Below are 19,452 nucleotides of genomic sequence, written 5' to 3' on the forward strand. Positions count from 1 at the left end.
GCACTGGGCGTGCATCACCGGCGATCTAGTCGCTCAGGTACTTGTTGCGAATCTGTGGATCGGGCAAGCACGCATCGCGGGAGACCAATGCCCAATCATGCTTTTTGAAGGAACCGACGCTTTCACGCGTGAACAACACAATCGTTGCAACCCCCACCAACATCAGACCGGCCATGAAATAGAGACTCCACTGGAACCCGGCAACGGCCGTGAACCCACCGCCTGCGGCGATGAGTATCCCGATCACAATGGGGCCTATGCCCCCGATCATCTGCCCCGTCATGTTGAGGCCATTGCCGAGCCCGATTGCGCCTGGCTCGCTCGAATCAGAGGACAAGGCATAAAGCACTGGGTAGATACCATTCGTTGCAAGACCCAGAAACAGTTGAATCACCACGAGCCAAAGCACATGCCCCCCGGCGAACTGCAACAACAAAACGCCAATAGCAACCCAAAGGAAGGTAATCACTAGTGTCGGCTTGCGCCCAATACGGTCCGAAACACCGCCCCAGATAATTTGGCCGATACCACCGGTAAGCGTGAAGAGAACGCTATAGGCGGCTGTTTCGGCTAGTGAATAGCGCGCAACAAAAGCCAGATAAAGCGGTAACCACAGTGAGATGCCGGTATAAACAGCCAGCGCCAGGCCTGCAAGAACGGGTGTGATCATCAGGTTGGGATTCTTCAGGGCTCTACGAAAAGCGCCCGGGGCTGCCTTGCCACCCCCCTTCTTCACCTCAAGAAGTGGTGGTGTCTGTCCGGCCGATACGACGGCTTGCTCGAACTTTTCATACCGTTCGCGAGTGGAAAACTTCCAGAAAACAAGCGCGATCGGAACGATCAGAATCACCGGAATCAACAGTGTTAGCCTCCATTGATCGGGGCCAAACAAGGTAAAGACACCCGCCACGGCAAGCCCGCCGAGAAACGTACCCCACGGAACTGCCGTGTGGTGCAGACCCACCGCGAAACCGCGTTTCTCAAGCGGCCACCACTCCGCAACGGCCGTTACTTCAATGGCTTCGCCAGCCCCGCTGAATACTTTGTTCAGTGCTTGAAATACGAAGAAAGCAACGAAGGTGGTCGTCAGAATCGAGATACCTGTCAGCAGCGTGAACAAGGTATATGCCGCGAGAATGACCATATAGCGATACTTCCTGGCCCACCCGTGACCTGCACGATCAGACCAAATAGTCAGGGGTAGCGCCAGTAGCCCCTGGGCGACTGTCATGGCTCCGGCAAAGAGTCCGATGAGCTCGGGTCCAACCTTGAACTCTTCAATGATCGATGGCTGTAGAACGCCGGTCGTCCAATACCGCATGTTGTCGTTCATGGCCAGCAAAAGCCATAACAGCAGCATCGCAATCCATGAATATTTGTTGATTGGCCCAACTTTACTCAAGCCCACACCGATCACGGCTGAGCTCGTGAGTACACCGTTTTTTCGAGACATAGACGTTGCTCTTTTTATTTTTGTTAGGGTTCGAGACTGTGGCCTGCTGGCGTGTCGAGACCGTGCCGACTGGTGTTATATCATATATGATCGTAAACTCAAGTCAGAGGAAACCGCCCAATAAACAAAAAAACCAGGAGATCCCATGAGCCCACTTAGTGCCTCGCTCAATCGTCTGTTGTCCACCGCTCGCTTCGTGGACCTGTCCCCGCAGATCTGCTCTCACATGCATCGATGGCCCGCACACCCCGACGTCAACATCATTGCGGACGCGCGCAACCATGATCAGCACGGTTACTACTTGCAAATGCTGGTAATGCCCGAGCACTCCGGCAGTCATGTCGATGCCCCTGCCCATGTCCATCGCCACCTCATGGATCGCACCATCGACACCTATGGGGTTGACCGACTTTTGAAACCGGGGAAGAAAGTTGATGCCCGTGCGCTTGACCTCCAGCCAGGCGAAACCCTGAGCCTGGCCCAATACACCAGACTGGCGAGCGAGCAAGGCATCACGATCGCCGCGGGCGACATCGTGCTGGTTCAGTTCGGCTGGGACATCTACCTGATAGACCCTGAGCACAACCCGCAAGGCGTCGGCAGTTGGTGGGGTGGAAATGCTCCCGGCTTTACCGAAGAGCTTTGCGCTTGGCTTGCGGACCAGAAGGTCACTGCCGTAGGCACCGATACTGCCGGCTGCGACATTGCGGTGCTAGATGGAAAAATTCTCAGCGCATTCGGGCACGAAACTTACTTCCTGCCGCGTGACATTCTCATTCTGGAGGGTCTACACGGTCTGGATCAGCTCCCCGGTGAGTTTTATTTCATGGCCCTGCCGCTGAAGATCAAAAACGGGTCCGGCTCACCCCTACGGGCGATAGCCGTCGTCGATAACGACGCAATCATCTGAAGTGACCACCACTTTCACCAACGGCAAAAGTACATCGGTCCCATTCCTACATTGTTAAGGAATGGGACCGACAACGACCAGAGAATTCCATTGATGTGCAAGGAGTAATCGAATGAGCACGGAATGACTAGTCAGCTTTGTCATCGCGGTGTTGCCCTTGACCACGCCGCTGTCCAGACGCTTTAAAGATACTGAACGCAAGGACATCATTGAGCTGCGTTATCAAGGAACGATCAGCGATGAAATGGAGGCCCGTCCGCACATGTCTTTACACAACTTCAATCCGCACGCAAAAACCTTTTATCGGCCTATTGACGCCGCCTTGCGTTGGTGCAACCTGACTCGCTACAAAGCACAGATTCTGCAAGCTGACTGTCATTGCCCCGAAAAGCTAGCGCAGCTCTTCCCCCAGTGGCCTTGCCTTTACGCCAATACCGAAAAAATCTACGATGCAATTCGTAATCGCGAATTACCTTATGGATACTTCGGTATCACGGTACCCGTGGGAACTGCGCTGGACCACACCCAGTTAACGGTACGTCATTCTGACTTACGACTCTGGATGTCTCTTTACTACCCCGACCAGAAACCCGACTTTTTGTTTGAACCAACCTACGACACTCATGAAAAAGTCAGCATTGGTACCTACCTCTCTCTCCAAGCTGATCGAGAAGCCCTTTTACTTGAATTAAAAACTCTTCAGCGTCTTTATCAGGAAATCCTATCTGATCTTCAAGCTGTGGGACTTGAACGGGAAGAACTTAACAGTCTGATCAAGTCACATGGAAGAGTCAGCGAACGCAGCGAGCTGACACTTCTGCAGATCATTGGAGCCTTAATCAGCCTCTTATTGGGTCGATCACCTGCTGGAAAACCACTCTCTGTCTTCGAAAGACAAGCAGCAATCGTCGATGCTATTACCGCTCGCCATAAAAACGTTCCCGGTCTCAGCAAACGAACGCTGGACGAAAAGTTTGCCGCAGCCAACCGTAGCCTCAAAAAAAGCGAGTAAATCGAAGCATTGCACTGCAATCCCAACGATTGCAGCGCAATGAATCTCTGCCGTTTTTGCTATTCAATTCAGGTCACTTCCCACCATGTGCCAATTGGCGCTAGGAGTGACCATCATGTCCAGCCAACCTTCCTCCATCGCTGAAGTATCTCTACCACAGGTCGAACGGCACATCATGCGTCGTGACGAGGTGGAGCGTAAAACCGGCTTCAAGCGTGCGCACATCTACAACTTGATGAAGGAAGGTAAATTCCCGCAAGCCAAACGCATTGGACTGCGCGCGGTGGGCTGGGATTCGCTGGAGATCGAGCGGTGGGTCGTTGAACGCTTAGGTCAGAAGGTCTGATGTCATGCGTGTGGTCTCGGTGATTTCCACCAAGGGTGGGGTAGGCAAAACCACGGTGGCCGCCAACCTTGGCGGTCTTCTGGCAGATGTTGGCCTGCGAGTTCTGCTGCTGGACCTGGATAGCCAACCCACCCTATCCAGCTATTTCGCCTTGAGCCAGAAAGCTGTTGCTGGTGCGTACGAGCTCATTGCACTCAACTTCACAGCGCCTGCGCAGATTGTTTCCAGGACAGTGATTGCAGGGCTCGACCTGGTCATCTCCAACGACGATCAAGGCCATCTGAGCACCTTGTTGCTGCACGCCCCTGATGGGCGATTACGGCTGCGCAGTTTGCTCGACAATTTCCGCCCCAGTTATGACCTGCTTTTGATCGACACTCAGGGCGCGCGCAGCGTGCTGCTGGAGATGGCCCTACTGGCCTCCGATCTCGCCCTCTCTCCCATCACGCCGGAAATGCTCGCCGCGCGCGAACTGCGCGGCGGCACCTTGAAGCTGCTCAGTGAACTCGGACCGTTCCGCCACCTGGGCATTACACCGCCACCCTTGCGATTGCTATTGAACCAGGTGAATGCCATTCGGGTGGACACCAGAATGATCATCCGAGGTCTTCGCGAGACCTTCGCAGAGACTACCAATATCTCGGTTCTAGACACCGTAGTTCCGGATCGAGTGGCGTACCTCAATGCCGCCTCGCTTGGCTTACCCGTCCACCGAATCGAGACTCGCCAGTCATCGCCATCTGCGTTGAAAACTATGCAATCACTGGCCATCGAACTGTTTCCGGAATAGCGCGAAGCGATCTCTACGGTGAGCAGATGCGCAGAGGTTCAATGAGACAAATCGCCCAGCCGGCATTTCTCGCCAAGTCATTTTTTATCGACCTTAATGCCAACAGCGTTTGGCCAGGAGAATTTTGATGTTGGATCAACTTCCCATCATCGTTCAACCATCTATTCGACCATACCCCCCACCTTGCGAGGAGTACTGCACTGTAGTCTTTCGCCTGCAGGGTGGACGCTCGGCCATGGGTTGGCTCCTCGCAGAACTGTCCCACCATTTCGAAGGTTCGGGGACTGCCGAGATCGTCAAGTTCGAGGTCGGTGACCACTTGCGTAACCGGCATTAACCGAGGCGGTACAGATGAAGAAGCTTAGTCAGGAGCAGATCACCGACAAGCTGCACCAGGACCACTTCCCTCGGGGTCCAGAACTGGAGCGGCTGTCCGATCCAGTGATCGACACACCTATGCTGGTCACCCTGGAGCAGTTGCGGCCCTACGAACACAACCCGCGTTTCATCCGTAATCCGCTTTACGACGATATCAAGGCCTCGATCCGTGAACGCGGGCTGGACCATCCGCCACCGATTACTCGCCGGCCGGGAGAAACCTATTTCATCATCCGCAACGGTGGCAATACGCGCTTAGCGATTCTCGGCGAACTGTGGCAGGAAACCCGTGACGAAAGCTTCTTTCGCATTCACTGCCTATTCCGGCCTTGGAGCAATGAAATCAGCGCCCTGCTCGGCCATCTGGCCGAAAGCGATCTGCACGGCCAACTCACCTTCATCGAGCGAGCACTGGCTGTGGCCAAACTCAAAGCCATGCTCGAACCGGATGGAGCAGTGCTCTCGCAGCGCGAATTGGCACGACGCCTTGCCGCTGGAGGCTATCCGGTTTCGCAGTCGCATATCAGTCGGATGCTCGACACCCTTGAACACTTACTGCCCGCGATTCCACAAACCCTGTATGCCGGTTTGGGCAAGCCCCAGATCGAACGCCTGATCGGCCTACGTAGCCAGGCTGAACGAACCTGGAACCGTTATCCAACCGCCACCATTGCGTTCGCCGAATTTTGGCTCGAGACCCTGGGCGACTTCGATGCCGATCCCGGATCCTTCGATCTTGAGCAGATCCAGGATGAACTGCTCGAGCGCATGAGCCGTTTGCTCGGACAGTCCTACCGCATGTTGGCCCTGGAGCTGAGCGACACCCAACGGGTCATCTCGACGCCTGGCGTTGTCGTCACCACACCCTCAGAGAACAGCCATCCGCCGAGCGTTGATGAAGCTGCGGCAGGATCGCCCTCCTCCGAGTCCAATCCCAAATCAACTGAGAGCAGGCCCCAGACTGAAACAGCGCGAGAGGAACTGCTTACACCGCCTGAAACCAATGTCGTTTCAGCGGTCAGCCCTCCGTCACGCGTTCAACAGATTCGCAAACAGATCGAGCGCGAAACTGCCACCGAAACAGCACCGACCTTCGAGGCCTGCTCGACCGACGACATCTGGACCATTGCACCAGCACTAAATACCCCCGAACAACTGCGTTTAGCCATTGCCGGACTGGCGCGGGAAATGGCGACCTATGCCGGACATCCCGAGAGCATCATCGATCAGCAGCTTGGCTTGGGTTTCACTCTGAACATCGAGCGACTTGATCTTGCCGCGCCTCGCGCGACCGGCGTTCACCTAATGCTCCTGGCCCTGTTGCGCGCTCAAGACGACGTGAACTGGGAGGATCGCAAGCAACTGCCCTCAGCCCTGTTCGGCCAACTGTTGTTGGGCATCTATCAACTCCCCCTGACAGATCGTCCCGCTGTGGATGTGGGACTGGAGCGACTGCCCGACAGTTTGTTAATCAAGCTGTTTCGCCTGATCCGCCTGGCCCGTCGCTTGATCGACTTAACGCTTGCCCCTGAAGACGACTCACAGAAGGAACTGCCATGAACCTGCCCTTCAATGTGCTCAATCAGGCCATGCTGACTCAGGTGCTGCATGAGCTGCGATTGGGTAATCTGCAACGCTGCAAGGCACTCGGGCTGAGTGAGGATGATATCTATCTGTTGCAATCCTTACCGCCCACCACGCTGTCGCGTCTGGCCCATGCCACCGTCTCCTGGGTTGAGGTCAAGATTGACTCGCCGGTGCTGCATCGGTTGATCGAGCAAGCCGAACGCGACGAGCAGAACGAGCGATTGATCAACCGAGCGCTCAAGCTCGGTGCCAGTAGCACCATCATGTACCAGTGCTTTGGCTTGGCGCATTCGGAAACCGCCCTGCGCCGACGTCTGCTCAAGATAGAAACCCGTAAAGGCCGCCCTCAGAATTTGAGCGAAGCACAGGAACATGCGCTTTGGCAGCGATGGTGCCAGCTAAGCGCTCAGGACGGTGCCGAGGATCAGCTCGACGCCATGATGATGCTGGCGGAGGAGCAACAGATCAGCTTGACCATCGTTTGGCAACAGATCGACCAGTACAGCAAAGGAACATGAACACTGCCCCTTCCAGTCGCTGGCAGCGTGTCCTGCAGCAATGCACCCAGCAGTTGAATGAACGCTGGCCCGCGCGCCCTGCCACTGAACAACCTTCCAATCAGGCGCTGCAGGCTGGCTTTCTGTTCAGTGGCCAATCACACGAAGTCGTGCCACGTCGCCTGCTGTTGGATAGCCGGCTGACGCCATTGGAACGTAATGCCTGGCAAGTGTTTCGACTCATGCTGCAAGGTCAAGGCGTGGTCACACCGCGCTATGAGGATTTGCAGCCTTACCTGTCGAGCGTGCCCTACGGTGCGTCAGCCTCCCGGGAAACCATCGCTCGCGTCTTGACGATGCTCAGGCTAACGCGCTGGCTCAGCTTGGTGAGGCGCGGGCGTGACCAGGTCACTGGGCGTCTACAAGGTTCTCTGTACGTCCTGCACGATGAACCGTTAACCCCCGCCGAAGCCATGGAGCTGGATCAAGACTACCTCGAGCTGATTGGTCATTGCCTCAGTCATAACACCAAGGCGGTGCGTATTGTCGCCCAGCACATTCTGGAAGAAATTCGCCAGGACACCCATATCGATCTGGGTCAACTCCCCACCCGGCTCGACAGCTGGGGCGAACACTGGACGCAGCAAGGATTGGATCAGGCAACCGCTGACGCGTTACACGACTCCGAACTGGGTGGCGATCACCGCGTTCGGAATCGTGCAGGCCCTCGTTCGGATTCCGAACCGAGCTTGAATTCCAGTGTTTCCGGCACCGTTCGGAATCCGAACGCCGCCTGTACTGTATTAAAAGAAAGTACTTGTACTGTACCGCGCGCGACCCTAGCGGTGGATAACCTGCTCTGGCCCGACTCGCTGCACCTGAGTCCAAGCGAGCGTCAGGCCGTGGCCGTGGCGCTGAACAAGCTCAAACCAGCGGATCGTCAGGCGGTGCTCAACGAAGCCGGCGCACGCTGTGCGATCGGCGGTATTCGCAAGCCAGCGGCCTATCTGATGGGGCTTGTCCAGCGTGCACTGAAAGGCGACTTTCGGCCTTGGGCAGGTCAGACAGAGCCCTCACCCGTTGCAGAACCGCCCCCAACAGCGCCGTCTCGCCCGTCCCGAAAACAGGGCGAGCCCGCTTCCGCCCTTGCACAGGCGTGCCTGAATGAGCTACGCCAACTGCGCGGCAAACGCCCTGGACATCAGTAGATTTGATGCCAGTGGCATCAAATCTACTGAGTTCTACTGTGATATCGCAAAGGGCCGAACCTGCGCAATCCGAGCGCCATCGCCATCAATGGAAATGATGCCACTGGCATCGCTCACGAACATCTCCGAAATTACCCCTCTAAAACCGAATAGACCGCATTCAGCTTTTTGGCTGCCCTTGACCCCCATCTGTCGCAACGTTCCCGTCCAAGCTTATGCGAGGACAACACCGTGGCCGATCACTATCAACTCAACCTGGGTTCATTGCGCAGCAGCATCACCCTGACTCTGCACACTCACCACGCCGCCCGTATCTGGCAAGGTCGAACCGCACGCGAAGGCGTCCACTCAATCATGGGCATGGCTGGCTACATCAGTGTCACCAACCTGATCAAACAAACCGCGGCCCAGGACGATCCCTATGCCGATTGGGCCATCGTGCAACTCGAAGAAAAACTCATACAGGCCAAAGCCGGGATGCTGGAACTGACCCAACAGCTGGATCGGATCAGACAGGACCTGCCGACACAGATCGACATGGGCGACAACCTCAACATCCACCCCGTCACCTTGCCGTTGTACATCGGCAGCCAGCTGGGTTTTCTGGCAGTCTACCTGCTGACCGACTACGACACCCTGGTGCGTCGTACCCTATTGGCCCATCACACCGCCCTGATCGGCCGCGTCGACATGGAAGCCTGGATCGATGATGGCGCCCATCTGCTGCGCAGCCTATTCGGCCAGGCCCAGCGCTATCGGCATGCCGGCGTCACACGCGATGACATGGCGGCGAACAACGCCCGCGCCATTGCGGCCATAGAGAAACTGGGTTTGCCCCCGATGGACATCCTGGAGGGGCATCGCCGCTCCCAGTTCGCGCCGCCGATCATTCGCCGCGGCGCTGTGCCAGTGGATGACGTCGACGCGTTGGCAGAGGACGCGGAAGAACCGTCTGCGACAGTGGATGAGCCGGAGGACGAAGCATGAATCCCCTGACCTCGGCTCACCCAATGTACCTCGAAGTATTGACACCGGATGCCTATCGACAGCTCGAACACGCAGCCTCCCTAAAAGGCCTTTTAAAACCTTTTAAGGGTAAGGGGGAGTTGGAGCACCTGGCGCAGGTGGCGAGGGAAATTGAGGCGCAGTTATGTCGCCTGATGGAGGCTGTGGTGCAGCAGGTCGGACAGCCCCCTTATTCACTGCTGGATATCCGATTGGCGTTGCAGAACACCAGCGCGGGTAGCACCTTTTTGCGTTGGCGCACCCGTGATTTTTCCCGCATGGGGGTTGCGGTCTGGGAACGCCAGATCTGCAACAACGCCCTGCCGCAGGCCGTACGCGAGGAATTGCACCGTTTCGAATGCGAGCGCATTGCACTGAACCTGCAGATGAGCGTGGTGCATTCGATCTACCGCCAGGCCTCGACCTGCGCGATCAAAATGGCCAGCGCCGAACAGCTGCTGTGCCAGTTCACACCCGCAGTGGAGGTATCACGATGAGCACTTTTTTCGTCGGTGAAGGCAATATCGGCAGTGCGCCAGAGTTCCAGGAATTTCCATCAGGCAATGACGAGCCACGGCGCTTGCTGCGGCTGAATGTGTACTTCGACAACCCCGTGCCACGCGAGGGCAGCTATGAAGATCGAGGCGGCTATTGGGCGCCGGTTGAGCTCTGGCACCGCGAGGCTGAACACTGGGGCACGCTGTACCAAAAAGGCATGCGCGTGCTGGTTGAAGGTCGTACCGTGCGCGACGAGTGGGAGGACAGCGAAGATAACGCGCGGGTTACCTTCAAGATCGAGGCCCGTCGCGTCGGTATCCTGCCTCACCGGTTAAACGGCGTGGTCATGCGCGAGCGCTCCAGTGAACCGGCAGCTTCTCAAAATACAGAGCAGGCCAGTACACCGGCGTCGAAACCCAAGAAGCGCGGCGGGTAAACACCTAGGGCCTGACAGACTTCAGGGGTAAAAATTGCGCCTTTGCGCGAAGTCGCCGGTCAGTTATTACTCACTGCTCGTGAAGCCCCGCCCTGTCATCCACGCTACAACAAGGTAGCAGCTTCGGCCCATTCAAGGCTGCCCTTACCGACTAATATGAGGAACCTGCCATTCAGGTTTCTCATATCTCGCACCTACTGTTTCCAACAACGCTGCTCCGAACTCAATCCGGAGCAGTTCTATGCGCCTCTTCCTCTGCGAGAAGCCTTCCCAAGGTCGGGACATTGCCAAGGCTCTCGGGGCCACTCGGCGTGGTGACGGTTGCCTGGTCGGAACCGACTCAACCGTCACTTGGTGTATCGGTCACCTGCTGGAAACGGCCCCACCTGAAGCTTATGGTGTTCAGTACAAATCCTGGTCGCTGGATCATCTACCGATCATTCCTGTGCAGTGGCAGGTCGAGGTCAAACTCAAGACTGCCGCGCAGTTCAAAATCATCAAACGCCTGCTCAGTGAAGCCTCAAGTGTTGTCATCGCGACCGACGCCGATCGCGAAGGTGAAATGATCGCCCGCGAACTGCTGGAACTCTGCAGGTATCGAGGTCCCGTTCAGCGCCTCTGGTTGTCCGCCCTCAACGATGCGTCGATTCGCAAAGCCCTGTCCTCGCTAAAGTCTGGTCAGGTGACTTTCCCGCTCTATCACTCGGCTCTCGCTCGCAGCCGCGCTGACTGGCTGATCGGCATGAACCTCAGTCGTTTGTTTACCCTTCTCGGTCGGCGAGCAGGTTACGACGGCGTTTTGTCAGTGGGGCGCGTCCAGACACCCACCTTACGTCTGGTGGTCGATCGGGATCGTGCGATTGTCAGCTTCGTCCCGGTGCCTTACTGGAACGTTGACGTGCACCTATCGTCGATGGGCCAGCGATTCATCGCGTCGTGGTTACCACCATGCTCAGGACGGGACGAATCGGGGCGTTGCCTGCAACAGGCGCTTGCCCATCACGCGGTCCAAACAATCACCGGCGAGAAGTCCGCCACGGTACTCTCGTTGCAGACTGAACAGTTCCGAGAACCGCCGCCCCTGCCCTTCGACCTGAGCACGTTGCAAGAAGTCTGCTCGCGTAAGCTGGGGCTCGGTGTCCAGGAAACCCTGAACATCGCCCAAGCCCTGTATGAAACCCACAAAGCCACCACCTACCCGCGCAGCGATTGCCGCTATTTGCCAGAGAGTATGTTCAACGAGGCGCCCGCGGTACTCGATGCCCTGCTCAAAACGGATCCTGCACTCAGACCTGCATTCGGGAGCCTCGATCGATCATTGCGCGCCCGCGTATGGAACGATGCCAAGGTCACCGCGCACCACGGCATAATTCCCACCACCGAGCCCGCAATCCTGGTGCGGATGTCCGAACAAGAACGCCAGGTCTACGAACTGATCCGTAGCCACTACCTGGCGCAGTTTCTTCCGCATCATGAGTTTGATCGAACCCAGGTCGAACTGGAATGTGGCAAAGAACGTTTGACCGCTGTCGGCAAACAGATCCTGATACAGGGCTGGAAAGGCTTGCTCACCGAAAACACCGAGGACGATGAGCGCGGCCAAAAGTCCCAAGTCTTACCCTTCCTGCAACAGGGTACTCAGTGCGCCTTAAACGACGTCGAACTCAAGTCCATGCGCACCGCCGTTCCCAAGCCGCTCACCGAGGGCGATCTGATCAAGGCGATGAAAAATGTGGCCAAGCTAGTCAACGACCCACGCCTGAAACAGAAACTTCGGGACACCACCGGTATCGGCACCGAAGCCACGCGAGCCGGCATTATCAAAGGGTTGATTGATCGCGGTTATTTACTGAAGAAAAAACGCGCCTTAATGGCCTCCGCCGCGGCCCATACCCTGATTGAGGCGGTACCGGCAGCAGTCGCCGATCCAGGTATGACCGCAATCTGGGAACAGGCGCTGGATGAAATCGAAGCGGGACGCCTGAGCCTGGATGCGTTCGTTGCCAAGCAGGCGAACTGGATTGCGCAGTTGGTCGCACACTACCGCTCGCTCACTTTGGCAATAGCGGTCGAAACGAGCCCGAGCTGCCCCAAGTGCAACGCCTCAATGCTCAGGCGAAAGGGAAAATCAGGACCGTTCTGGTCATGCTCCCACTATCCAGACTGCAAAGGCACCGTGCCGATCAGCAAAGCGACGCATCGTCCATGAGGTGCCATTGGTGTTCACATGAATCTCGGGGGTGATGTGCGAGTCAGTGCACCATCAACGGCGGCTGATCCTTCTCCAAGTCGCCTAGCGGTTGTCCGACTTCACGCGCCAAGGCGATGCCTGCCGCTATCCATATCTGCCCCAGTTCGTTGAACGCTTTCAGGTGAGCAGAATCTTCGTTAAGCCAACGAACAAGGTTGTCGCGGTGTTCGGGGCTATCAGGGTAGTCATGGATCTTGATGAACAACTCCACTGTTCGATCCCAGATCAGGTCCATGTCGTTCTCGCGCTGCTCACCCATGCTCAACCTTGCCTCCCTTTGGTCCTATCAGACCGCTCAGTCTCACTGGTCACTACGTGCTTTCTTTCCTGTAAGAACACATGTCACGTCGCGACAAACAGGTATTTCAGTCAATATAGCAACCCCAAAAGTCGATACTCAACCGTTAAGGATGTTCATGTCAATGGGTCTTTGCTCAACCATTCGGGTTGAATTGGAGAACTCATCACTTGACACATAAACATCCAACCCAAGCCCAAATCGGACGCATGATCGCGAAACACCGCACTCAGCGTAATTTTACCCAGGAAGAGGTGGCTGAACGCCTGGGGATAGGCAGCGAAGCCATTTCGCGCCTTGAGCGGGGTGTGGTGGAGCTTTCCGTGGTCAAGCTGATGCAACTGGCGGACGTCTTCGACTGCCGGATGGATGAACTGCTGACGGAATCGAGCAATCGCCCCAACGACCAGGGCCGGATGATCGCGGGCCTGCTGAGCGGCCTTCAAGAAAGCGACCGTGCCTTTATCCTGACGACCGTCGAACAGCTGGCCGCTCATCTCAATAGCAAATAACCCCTTCGCCACTGGCTTGACGTGATCCCACCCTCTCTGCTGTAGTGCTTCAGGATCATCGCCAACGGCGACCCAAGACCGATTTGCTCCGGGTGGCTCGGTCGGACTTTTAGAGTTCGGAGCCTTCTTTTCTGCGGAATTTAATTCCCGTTTTATGCTCGACCTGATCGTGGTGGCGGATGACCGCTGTTGCCTCTACCCGGCAATAGCGGTCATCCGCTTCGGCGATCGTATTCAGTCCCGGAGCCCACCGGGGAAACACTGGGCTCCCTTTGTGCGCGGATGCGTGCCAGCAGGTTCCGACCCAGGCCACGACAAGGGTCGGTTGGCGAATCATGGCGCAGTTAAACCAAGTTTTGCGAGGAGCTTGTCGACTGCGTCAGTTCGCCAAAGGTGGCTTTTCTCTTCCTCGCCTGGCGCCCAGCCGGGCCCACTGTTCATTTTTTCATTTTCTTAATTCCAGTAACTGCCACCGTATTCCGGCCTTAAAAAACCGGGTCGCAGCGTCTTGACGCTCCCCTGTGACAGGCTTATATAAAGGGCGTGGTCCGCTGTCGTTGACAGCCCAGCCCAGGTAGCCAGAACCTTCAAGGCTACGCCATGTTCGTGGTGGTTCACCCAAGTGCGATCAGCATTCGGAAGCTCGCGCGTTTACCGCATCGGCGGTGATGAATGCCCACTATCCCATGCCTGCGGATCACCTCCGCAGACACTTCTCTGCTGCACCGCTATTCCCCCAAGTCGCATCGTTCTGATTGTCATCGGCTTGCCGATGGTGAATCGCTCATCGCTTGCCTTCACCTTACCCACCCTGACGGGGGCTCACTTCCCGTAAGGGATTGTGCGTCGCCGTTTTCCCTTGAAACAGGAGAACTACCATGGCCCACGCCAACCACTCCCATGAAGCGACCACTTACTTCAACTTGCACACCGTCGGTATCGGTTACCTCAACCGAGTTCGTGAAGTACAAGTCCGCCGCGGCCAACCATTCATGGCCTGCGATATTGCAGCCCTGCACGGTGCCACCGATGCGGTGGAATACACCCGCTTCGACTGCAAAGTCGCTGGGGGTGAAGCAGAACGTTTGATTCGTCTCTATATGGACGCCGTCAAAGCCGAGAAAAAGGTCTTGCTGTCGTTTCGTATCGGCGACCTGTGGATCGATCCGTTTCTCTACGAGAAAGGCGATAAACAAGGCCAACCGGGCGCCAGCCTGAAAGGTCGTTTGCTGTTCATCGACTGGATCAAGGTCAACGGCACGGTCGAGTACAAAGCGCCCGCTAGGCAGGAAGCAACAGCACCTGCTGAGCAAGTGCCAACCAGTGAGGCATCCCCAACGTCGGCTGATGCCGAAGCTGAGGAGCTCGAAAACCCAACAGAAGCTCAGGTCGAACCTGAATCTGCACTTGCTCCAAGCACGGCGCGCCGTGATGCCCCCCGTACCGTTCAGTCCGCCTGAACAGTCCACGATACCCCTCATCAAGGCGCTCCCTCGAGCGCCTTTTCTTCACTCCGCAAAGGAGAATCCACATGGAATCCTTCTGGCTATGCGACGACTGCCTATTCGCGGCTGCTTACGAGGACTTCAGCACGTTATCGCTCTACTACACCACGGATGAAAGCGAGAAACGGATCGCCGGCATCCATCGTGGACTGGTTCGGTTAATGCCCATTAGTGCCGACTTCGATCCCGAAACTGGCTGGGGAATAAGAGCCTTTTCTCCGTTGCCTTGCGACGGTTGTGGTTCACCTCTGCACGGTCAGCGCCACCGATTCACTCGGCTGTAAACCGTACATAAGCTGCAAACGCCTGCAACTCCACACCCAGCCAGGGGACACCACGCCCCTCGGGCGTGTACCCCTGATTGTTCCCTTCGGAGGTACCACCATGAGCACCCAACTCACACTGATTGAAACCTCAAATGTCGAGGCTGATCGTATCGTCCAAGAAAACCAGCTGATCGACGAAGCGCTGCGTATTCTGGATCGTCGGCTGTTCTCCCGTGGCCCTAACCTGACGTCGCCTGAAGCTGTGGCCTCCTACCTAAAACTGCACCTTGTGCAACAAGAGCACGAAATCTTCGGCGTAATTTTTCTCGATGCCCAGCACCGGGTGTTGGTGTTCGAAGCCCTCTTTCACGGCAGCATTGATGGCGCCAGCGTTTACCCCCGCCAAGTCGTTAAGCGTTCGCTCGCGCATAACGCTGCGGCCGCCATTTTTGTTCACAACCACCCTTCAGGGTGCACGGAACCCAGCCAGGCGGACCGCATCTTGACCGCACGGCTGAAGGAGGCCTTGGCCTTGATCGAAGTGCGCGTACTGGATCACTTCATTGTGGGTGAAGGTCGTCCGCTCTCCCTTGCCGAATATGGCTGGCTTTAACCATCACAGGCGCCTTCGGGCGCCTTATTCATTTTCATCCTGGAGAACCCTCATGAACCCCGCCCCCCAAGCCGCAGCCCTGCTGTCGGCCCCAAATCCATTTGCTCGCGGCTACGACAACCTTCATATCGAACGGCTGCTACTGATCACCTACGAAAACGACTACCCTCCCTGCTTTCGACCCCTGCACGACTCACAAGCCCAACTGCCCGACAATGAGCTGCAACTGTTCCCCTGCCTGTTCAATGACGATTTCGCCTTGATCAGCGAAGGCCAATCCATTTCGGATGATTTGGATGAACGCTGCCCGTCCACCGGGCTAGTGCGCCAAGTAATCTACGCTGTGATGGGCGAAATGCTCAACGAGCGGCATCACCTCGGTGATCTGTACTCCCTGGAAGAGGCACAAGTCATGGTCCATCGCTTGAGCTTTGAAACGGGACACTACAGTCGAACCTGGGAGATCAGTACCGCACACCTCACTGAAGAAGCATTGCGCTACTTGGAACGCCGGGTTGGCGATTTCGACTCCAGACCAACCGGTCTGCTGTTCGAACCCTTTGCCCTGGCGGACTGCAATGGCGTCGGGTGTAAGCTGATCGGCACGCCTTGGACCGACGATAACCTGGAGAAAATCGAGGGCTGTCCTTACTCATCGCTGAGGCAAGAGCAACTCGATACCGGTACGCCGGCAACCTTGGTCAACGTACTGTATCTGGCGGCATTGGCGGATGTGCGATTGTTGATCTTCGACCCCGACGCTACCGTCTTGAATGGGCTCGCCATTTTTGATGAGTAATAACGCGTTCTGCTTTAACACGACCCGCCTTGAATCAACTTTCTCACTGAATCGCTCCTTCACCTCATGTCAGGTTCTGCACTGAACCTGACATGAGGTTTTTCCATGGAGCGTTTTTTCACGCCTGTCTGTCTGCTGGGTTTGTTGAGCGGCTGTACCGCGCAAATCCCCGCCCCATTGCCGACCCATCCGGAAATCGGCAGTGGCTCCAATCAGGCCCAGCACTCGAGGGGCACAGCCGAAGAAAGCCATCCGGCAGAACTTCGTTATGGCCGCTATACGCTGGTCAGCACCGAGCCCACCACGGAACAACGCGATCTTCTAGCCCAAATCATCGACGTGAGTATCCCATCCAGCCTGAGCCCTTCGGTGCAAGATGCGCTGCAGTACATATTGCAGCGCTCGGGCTATTCGCTCTGTCGCGATTCCGCTGCGGTGAAGGTGCTGTTTACTCGGCCCCTGCCCGCGGCCCATTACCGGGTTGGTCCAATCCCATTGCGCAGCGCGCTACAAATGTTGGCTGGCCCCGCCTGGCGACTCACGACCGATGAAATCAATCGGTCGGTCTGCTTCGAACAGCAGAAAACGGGTGCTGGGGTTGTGCTGATCGCACCCCTCTCGCCCCATCAGTCGGAGGCACACCCATGAAAGCCTCAACGTTTCAAAATCTCATTGTGGGGTTGCTTTGCCTGGCGGTCGCCGGGCTGAGCGGTGGTTTGTATAACCAGTACCAGCGCATAGCAGAACTACAGAGCACGGACACCCAACGCCTACAAACCCTGGACACCCTGCAACATGATTCAAGCTCCCTCAAGGACGCCCAGAAGAAGCTGCAGTACGCACTCAAAGATCTGAAGCAGACGGTCGATACTGGTGAGCAACAGGCCAATACCCTCGATCCGAAGTTGGATCAGTGGGCGCAAGAGATACAGGAACTGCGTGATGGTCTCGCAGCCCGCGCCACCCAGGCAGACCTGACCGCGCTGCGCGCACGCCTTGAACAGGTCGAGCAGCAGCTCCTGGACCTCAAGACCCAGCCATCACCCCCACCTCCGAGTTTATCAGCGACCAAGCCGAAAAAGACCGCTAACCCCAAACCCACTCGGCTCTCGCCACCGTTCTCGGTGTTGGGTGTCGAGTCCCGCGGGGGTGAGCGCTTTCTGGCGATCGCTCCTCCTGGCAGTCGCGCTCTCATGGATCTTCGGCTGCTGCATAGCGGCGAGCAGGTCGGAACTTGGCAGCTGAAAGTGCTGGGGCCGAACTCAGCCATCTTCACGGTGGCCGCTCAACCAGATCAGACCGTGCACCGCCCTTGAGAAGCGATCATGAACAGAGCGTTACTGCCCGCCGTCGTCTGCCTCGTTTCGCTACTGACCACGGGCGCTGCGATGAGCACCCCCGTCACGATACAGTCGCGGAATCAGGACACGCAGGTCGCGCCCTTGGGGCGCTCTCACTCTGAACAGGCGGCGAACTGGGGGCTGACCGAGCAGGAGTGGACACGCTTCGAACAGATCCAAGCCGGCCCGCGCGGTTTCTGGAGCCCAAACCTTGATCCGTTAACCGCACTCGGAGTCGAGGCCCACACCGACCAAGAGCGCCAACGCTATGCCGAATTACAGGTAGCGCTGGAAGCCAAACGCGCCGAGCGCGAGTTGGCTTATCAAAACGCTTACACCGTGGCGTGGGCCAAGCTGTTTCCCGGGCTGCTGCCGATCCAGGGCATGGCATCTTCGTCCCCTACCAGCTCAGCGGTAGCCCCGCGCCCAGCCCTGTTTGTGGAGGACCACTGCCCCGCGTGCACCGCCGAAGCGCAGCGTCTGCAAAGCAGCGACACGGCGTTCGATATCTACCTGGTGGGCAGCCAAAGCGAGGATGAGCGCGTCCGTAACTGGGCTCAGCAAGCGGACATTGATCCGGCCAAGGTTCAACGCCGGCAGATCACCCTGAACCATGACCGTGGTCGCTGGCTCAGCCTGGGTGCTCCGGGGCCATTGCCCGCCACATTTCAACAGGTGAACGGACAATGGCAACGGCTCGACTGAGTGGTCTTGCGCTCACGCTGACGGTGCTCGCCGTCCAGGCTGACGAACTTCCGCCTCCGGCCTATCAGCTGGCGGCGCATGACGCCGGCATCCCTTCTACGGTGCTGTTCGCGATTGCGCTGCAGGAGAGTGGTATCCGCGTCCGTGGCCGACTGCTGCCCTGGCCTTGGACCTTGAACATCGCCGGAACACCCTACCGCTTCGCCACTCGCCAGGCCACCTGTCACGCCTTACTTCAGGCGCTCACTCAACATGACGCCAAGCGGGTCGATGCCGGATTGGGGCAAACCAACCTGGGCTACCACGGGCAACGTTTTTCCAGTCCCTGCGAAGCCCTCGACCCCGACCGAAATCTCGCCGTCACCGCGGCGCTGCTACAGGAGCATCACGCCGCCACCGGTGATTGGGTGTCAGCGGCCGGACGCTATCACCGCCCGGCAGGAGGAACGCCGGCCGCGCGTTACCGCGCCGGTTTTTCCCGGCAACTCGAACGGTTGCAGGCTTCCTTCAAACAGGGCACACCACCATGAAGCGAATGCCCCTTACCTGCTACTTCATCCTGCTCTTGGCACCTTTCGCCCAGCCGGAGCTGACCGTAGCCGGGGATCAGCCTAGCGACTTCAACCGGCCCCATTTTCAGGTTGCCAGGCCGCTAATAAACAACAAGCTCCAGTCTAATCGGGCCATGCATGCGGACCTGTCCACGTTTGCCGATGAAGCCTGGATACTACCCGTCCGCAGCTCTCACTTGAGCCCCGGCCAAATCACGTCTCGCGCCTTAAACATGCCGGGCTTACGGCCATTTTTCCTGGTGGGTGAGGATCCCCAGTCACTGGCTTGGTTGCGTCAACGCGCGACTGAACTGCAGGAAATGGGCGCGGCCGGCCTCGCCGTCGAAGTGGCCGATACTGAAGGCCTGACCCGGATTCGAGCGGCCGCTCCGGACACCACCATCCTGCCGGTCAACGGCAACGACATCGCCACCCGCCTGCAGATCGAGCACTACCCCGTCTTGATCACCGCCACTTCACTGGAACAGTGAG

General features: G+C 57.4%; 24 protein-coding genes. 22 read left to right on the top strand and 2 right to left on the bottom strand.

The annotated features are described in order from the left end of the window. Positions 1 to 25 precede the first annotated feature (25 nt). Positions 26 to 1,453 (bottom strand): MFS transporter, encoded by a 1,428-nt coding sequence (locus tag QF039_RS12490; RefSeq protein ID WP_307518473.1) that lies wholly within the window; start codon positions 1,451 to 1,453, stop codon positions 26 to 28. 145 nt (positions 1,454 to 1,598) lie between these two features. Between QF039_RS12490 and QF039_RS12495 the strand changes: the two genes are divergently transcribed. From QF039_RS12495 to QF039_RS12550, 12 genes are all read left to right on the top strand, one after another. Next, positions 1,599 to 2,363, top strand: coding sequence for a cyclase family protein (locus QF039_RS12495; protein ID WP_307518475.1), 765 nt, complete (start codon positions 1,599 to 1,601; stop codon positions 2,361 to 2,363). A 157-nt stretch (positions 2,364 to 2,520) separates the two neighbouring features. After that, positions 2,521 to 3,375 (top strand): hypothetical protein, encoded by an 855-nt coding sequence (locus tag QF039_RS12500; RefSeq protein ID WP_307518477.1) that lies wholly within the window; start codon positions 2,521 to 2,523, stop codon positions 3,373 to 3,375. Positions 3,376 to 3,490: 115 nt separating this feature from the next. Next, complete coding sequence (locus QF039_RS12505; RefSeq protein ID WP_307518479.1) at positions 3,491 to 3,721, top strand: AlpA family phage regulatory protein; 231 nt, start codon at positions 3,491 to 3,493, stop codon at positions 3,719 to 3,721. 4 nt (positions 3,722 to 3,725) lie between these two features. After that, complete coding sequence (locus QF039_RS12510; RefSeq protein WP_307518481.1) at positions 3,726 to 4,511, top strand: ParA family protein; 786 nt, start codon at positions 3,726 to 3,728, stop codon at positions 4,509 to 4,511. Between the two features lie 127 nt (positions 4,512 to 4,638). After that, entirely contained in the window at positions 4,639 to 4,848 is a 210-nt protein-coding gene (locus QF039_RS12515; protein WP_307518483.1) for a hypothetical protein, read from the top strand. A 14-nt stretch (positions 4,849 to 4,862) separates the two neighbouring features. Next, the gene (locus tag QF039_RS12520; RefSeq protein ID WP_307518485.1) at positions 4,863 to 6,449 is read left to right on the top strand and encodes a ParB family protein; all 1,587 of its coding nucleotides are present in this window, start codon (positions 4,863 to 4,865) and stop codon (positions 6,447 to 6,449) included. Further along, positions 6,446 to 6,994, top strand: coding sequence for a DUF2857 domain-containing protein (locus QF039_RS12525; protein WP_307518487.1), 549 nt, complete (start codon positions 6,446 to 6,448; stop codon positions 6,992 to 6,994). Before QF039_RS12520 ends, QF039_RS12525 begins: the two co-directional genes overlap by 4 nt. After that, positions 6,991 to 8,181, top strand: coding sequence for an STY4528 family pathogenicity island replication protein (locus QF039_RS12530; RefSeq protein WP_307518489.1), 1,191 nt, complete (start codon positions 6,991 to 6,993; stop codon positions 8,179 to 8,181). The genes QF039_RS12525 and QF039_RS12530 overlap by 4 nt, the downstream gene beginning before the upstream one ends. A 231-nt stretch (positions 8,182 to 8,412) precedes the next feature. Further along, positions 8,413 to 9,168, top strand: coding sequence for a PFL_4669 family integrating conjugative element protein (locus QF039_RS12535; RefSeq protein ID WP_307518491.1), 756 nt, complete (start codon positions 8,413 to 8,415; stop codon positions 9,166 to 9,168). Beyond that, complete coding sequence (locus QF039_RS12540; RefSeq protein WP_307518493.1) at positions 9,165 to 9,683, top strand: DUF3158 family protein; 519 nt, start codon at positions 9,165 to 9,167, stop codon at positions 9,681 to 9,683. The genes QF039_RS12535 and QF039_RS12540 overlap by 4 nt, the downstream gene beginning before the upstream one ends. Next, positions 9,680 to 10,120, top strand: coding sequence for a single-stranded DNA-binding protein (locus tag QF039_RS12545; RefSeq protein ID WP_307518495.1), 441 nt, complete (start codon positions 9,680 to 9,682; stop codon positions 10,118 to 10,120). Before QF039_RS12540 ends, QF039_RS12545 begins: the two co-directional genes overlap by 4 nt. Positions 10,121 to 10,361: 241 nt before the next feature. Then, positions 10,362 to 12,329, top strand: a complete 1,968-nt coding sequence (locus QF039_RS12550) for a DNA topoisomerase III (RefSeq protein WP_307518497.1) — start codon at positions 10,362 to 10,364, stop codon at positions 12,327 to 12,329. Between the two features lie 43 nt (positions 12,330 to 12,372). Here the strand turns inward: QF039_RS12550 and QF039_RS12555 are convergent, their stop codons facing one another. Next, complete coding sequence (locus QF039_RS12555) at positions 12,373 to 12,630, bottom strand: hypothetical protein (protein ID WP_307518499.1); 258 nt, start codon at positions 12,628 to 12,630, stop codon at positions 12,373 to 12,375. Between the two features lie 209 nt (positions 12,631 to 12,839). Between QF039_RS12555 and QF039_RS12560 the strand changes: the two genes are divergently transcribed. From QF039_RS12560 to QF039_RS12605, 10 genes are all read left to right on the top strand, one after another. Continuing rightward, positions 12,840 to 13,181: a helix-turn-helix domain-containing protein gene (locus QF039_RS12560; RefSeq protein WP_307518501.1), complete on the top strand. Its 342-nt coding sequence runs from the start codon at positions 12,840 to 12,842 to the stop codon at positions 13,179 to 13,181. 878 nt (positions 13,182 to 14,059) lie between these two features. Beyond that, positions 14,060 to 14,641, top strand: coding sequence for an STY4534 family ICE replication protein (locus tag QF039_RS12565; protein ID WP_307518503.1), 582 nt, complete (start codon positions 14,060 to 14,062; stop codon positions 14,639 to 14,641). Positions 14,642 to 14,712: 71 nt separating this feature from the next. Then, complete coding sequence (locus QF039_RS12570; RefSeq protein ID WP_307518505.1) at positions 14,713 to 14,970, top strand: hypothetical protein; 258 nt, start codon at positions 14,713 to 14,715, stop codon at positions 14,968 to 14,970. Between the two features lie 100 nt (positions 14,971 to 15,070). Continuing rightward, complete coding sequence (gene radC, locus QF039_RS12575; protein WP_307518507.1) at positions 15,071 to 15,565, top strand: DNA repair protein RadC; 495 nt, start codon at positions 15,071 to 15,073, stop codon at positions 15,563 to 15,565. 52 nt (positions 15,566 to 15,617) lie between these two features. Beyond that, entirely contained in the window at positions 15,618 to 16,364 is a 747-nt protein-coding gene (locus QF039_RS12580; protein ID WP_307518509.1) for an ABC transporter substrate-binding protein, read from the top strand. 105 nt (positions 16,365 to 16,469) lie between these two features. Continuing rightward, the gene (locus QF039_RS12585; protein WP_307518511.1) at positions 16,470 to 17,012 is read left to right on the top strand and encodes a PilL N-terminal domain-containing protein; all 543 of its coding nucleotides are present in this window, start codon (positions 16,470 to 16,472) and stop codon (positions 17,010 to 17,012) included. Continuing rightward, a complete protein-coding gene (locus tag QF039_RS12590; RefSeq protein ID WP_307518513.1) occupies positions 17,009 to 17,680 on the top strand; it encodes a chemotaxis protein in 672 nt (223 codons plus the stop codon). The genes QF039_RS12585 and QF039_RS12590 overlap by 4 nt, the downstream gene beginning before the upstream one ends. A 9-nt stretch (positions 17,681 to 17,689) precedes the next feature. Beyond that, positions 17,690 to 18,409, top strand: a complete 720-nt coding sequence (locus QF039_RS12595) for a TIGR03759 family integrating conjugative element protein (protein WP_307518515.1) — start codon at positions 17,690 to 17,692, stop codon at positions 18,407 to 18,409. Further along, positions 18,391 to 18,939 carry a lytic transglycosylase gene (locus tag QF039_RS12600; protein ID WP_307518517.1) on the top strand — a complete coding sequence of 183 codons (549 nt, stop codon included), beginning with the start codon at positions 18,391 to 18,393 and terminating at the stop codon, positions 18,937 to 18,939. The genes QF039_RS12595 and QF039_RS12600 overlap by 19 nt, the downstream gene beginning before the upstream one ends. Beyond that, on the top strand, positions 18,936 to 19,451 hold the full coding sequence (locus tag QF039_RS12605) for an integrating conjugative element protein (RefSeq protein ID WP_307518519.1): 516 nt from the start codon (positions 18,936 to 18,938) through the stop codon (positions 19,449 to 19,451). Before QF039_RS12600 ends, QF039_RS12605 begins: the two co-directional genes overlap by 4 nt. Position 19,452: the final 1 nt, after the last annotated feature.

This window comes from Pseudomonas sp. W2I6, from assembly GCF_030815935.1.
Taxonomy (GTDB): Bacteria; Pseudomonadota; Gammaproteobacteria; order Pseudomonadales; family Pseudomonadaceae; genus Aquipseudomonas.

Coding starts and splice junctions, on each gene's coding strand:
- QF039_RS12490 (WP_307518473.1), bottom strand. CDS start 1,453: ATGTCTCGAAAAAACGGTGTACTCACGAGCTCAGCCGTGATCGGTGTG.
- QF039_RS12495 (WP_307518475.1), top strand. CDS start 1,599: ATGAGCCCACTTAGTGCCTCGCTCAATCGTCTGTTGTCCACCGCTCGC.
- QF039_RS12505 (WP_307518479.1), top strand. CDS start 3,491: ATGTCCAGCCAACCTTCCTCCATCGCTGAAGTATCTCTACCACAGGTC.
- QF039_RS12510 (WP_307518481.1), top strand. CDS start 3,726: ATGCGTGTGGTCTCGGTGATTTCCACCAAGGGTGGGGTAGGCAAAACC.
- QF039_RS12515 (WP_307518483.1), top strand. CDS start 4,639: ATGTTGGATCAACTTCCCATCATCGTTCAACCATCTATTCGACCATAC.
- QF039_RS12520 (WP_307518485.1), top strand. CDS start 4,863: ATGAAGAAGCTTAGTCAGGAGCAGATCACCGACAAGCTGCACCAGGAC.
- QF039_RS12525 (WP_307518487.1), top strand. CDS start 6,446: ATGAACCTGCCCTTCAATGTGCTCAATCAGGCCATGCTGACTCAGGTG.
- QF039_RS12530 (WP_307518489.1), top strand. CDS start 6,991: ATGAACACTGCCCCTTCCAGTCGCTGGCAGCGTGTCCTGCAGCAATGC.
- QF039_RS12540 (WP_307518493.1), top strand. CDS start 9,165: ATGAATCCCCTGACCTCGGCTCACCCAATGTACCTCGAAGTATTGACA.
- QF039_RS12545 (WP_307518495.1), top strand. CDS start 9,680: ATGAGCACTTTTTTCGTCGGTGAAGGCAATATCGGCAGTGCGCCAGAG.
- QF039_RS12550 (WP_307518497.1), top strand. CDS start 10,362: ATGCGCCTCTTCCTCTGCGAGAAGCCTTCCCAAGGTCGGGACATTGCC.
- QF039_RS12555 (WP_307518499.1), bottom strand. CDS start 12,630: ATGGGTGAGCAGCGCGAGAACGACATGGACCTGATCTGGGATCGAACA.
- QF039_RS12565 (WP_307518503.1), top strand. CDS start 14,060: ATGGCCCACGCCAACCACTCCCATGAAGCGACCACTTACTTCAACTTG.
- QF039_RS12570 (WP_307518505.1), top strand. CDS start 14,713: ATGGAATCCTTCTGGCTATGCGACGACTGCCTATTCGCGGCTGCTTAC.
- radC (WP_307518507.1), top strand. CDS start 15,071: ATGAGCACCCAACTCACACTGATTGAAACCTCAAATGTCGAGGCTGAT.
- QF039_RS12580 (WP_307518509.1), top strand. CDS start 15,618: ATGAACCCCGCCCCCCAAGCCGCAGCCCTGCTGTCGGCCCCAAATCCA.
- QF039_RS12585 (WP_307518511.1), top strand. CDS start 16,470: ATGGAGCGTTTTTTCACGCCTGTCTGTCTGCTGGGTTTGTTGAGCGGC.
- QF039_RS12590 (WP_307518513.1), top strand. CDS start 17,009: ATGAAAGCCTCAACGTTTCAAAATCTCATTGTGGGGTTGCTTTGCCTG.
- QF039_RS12595 (WP_307518515.1), top strand. CDS start 17,690: ATGAACAGAGCGTTACTGCCCGCCGTCGTCTGCCTCGTTTCGCTACTG.
- QF039_RS12600 (WP_307518517.1), top strand. CDS start 18,391: ATGGCAACGGCTCGACTGAGTGGTCTTGCGCTCACGCTGACGGTGCTC.
- QF039_RS12605 (WP_307518519.1), top strand. CDS start 18,936: ATGAAGCGAATGCCCCTTACCTGCTACTTCATCCTGCTCTTGGCACCT.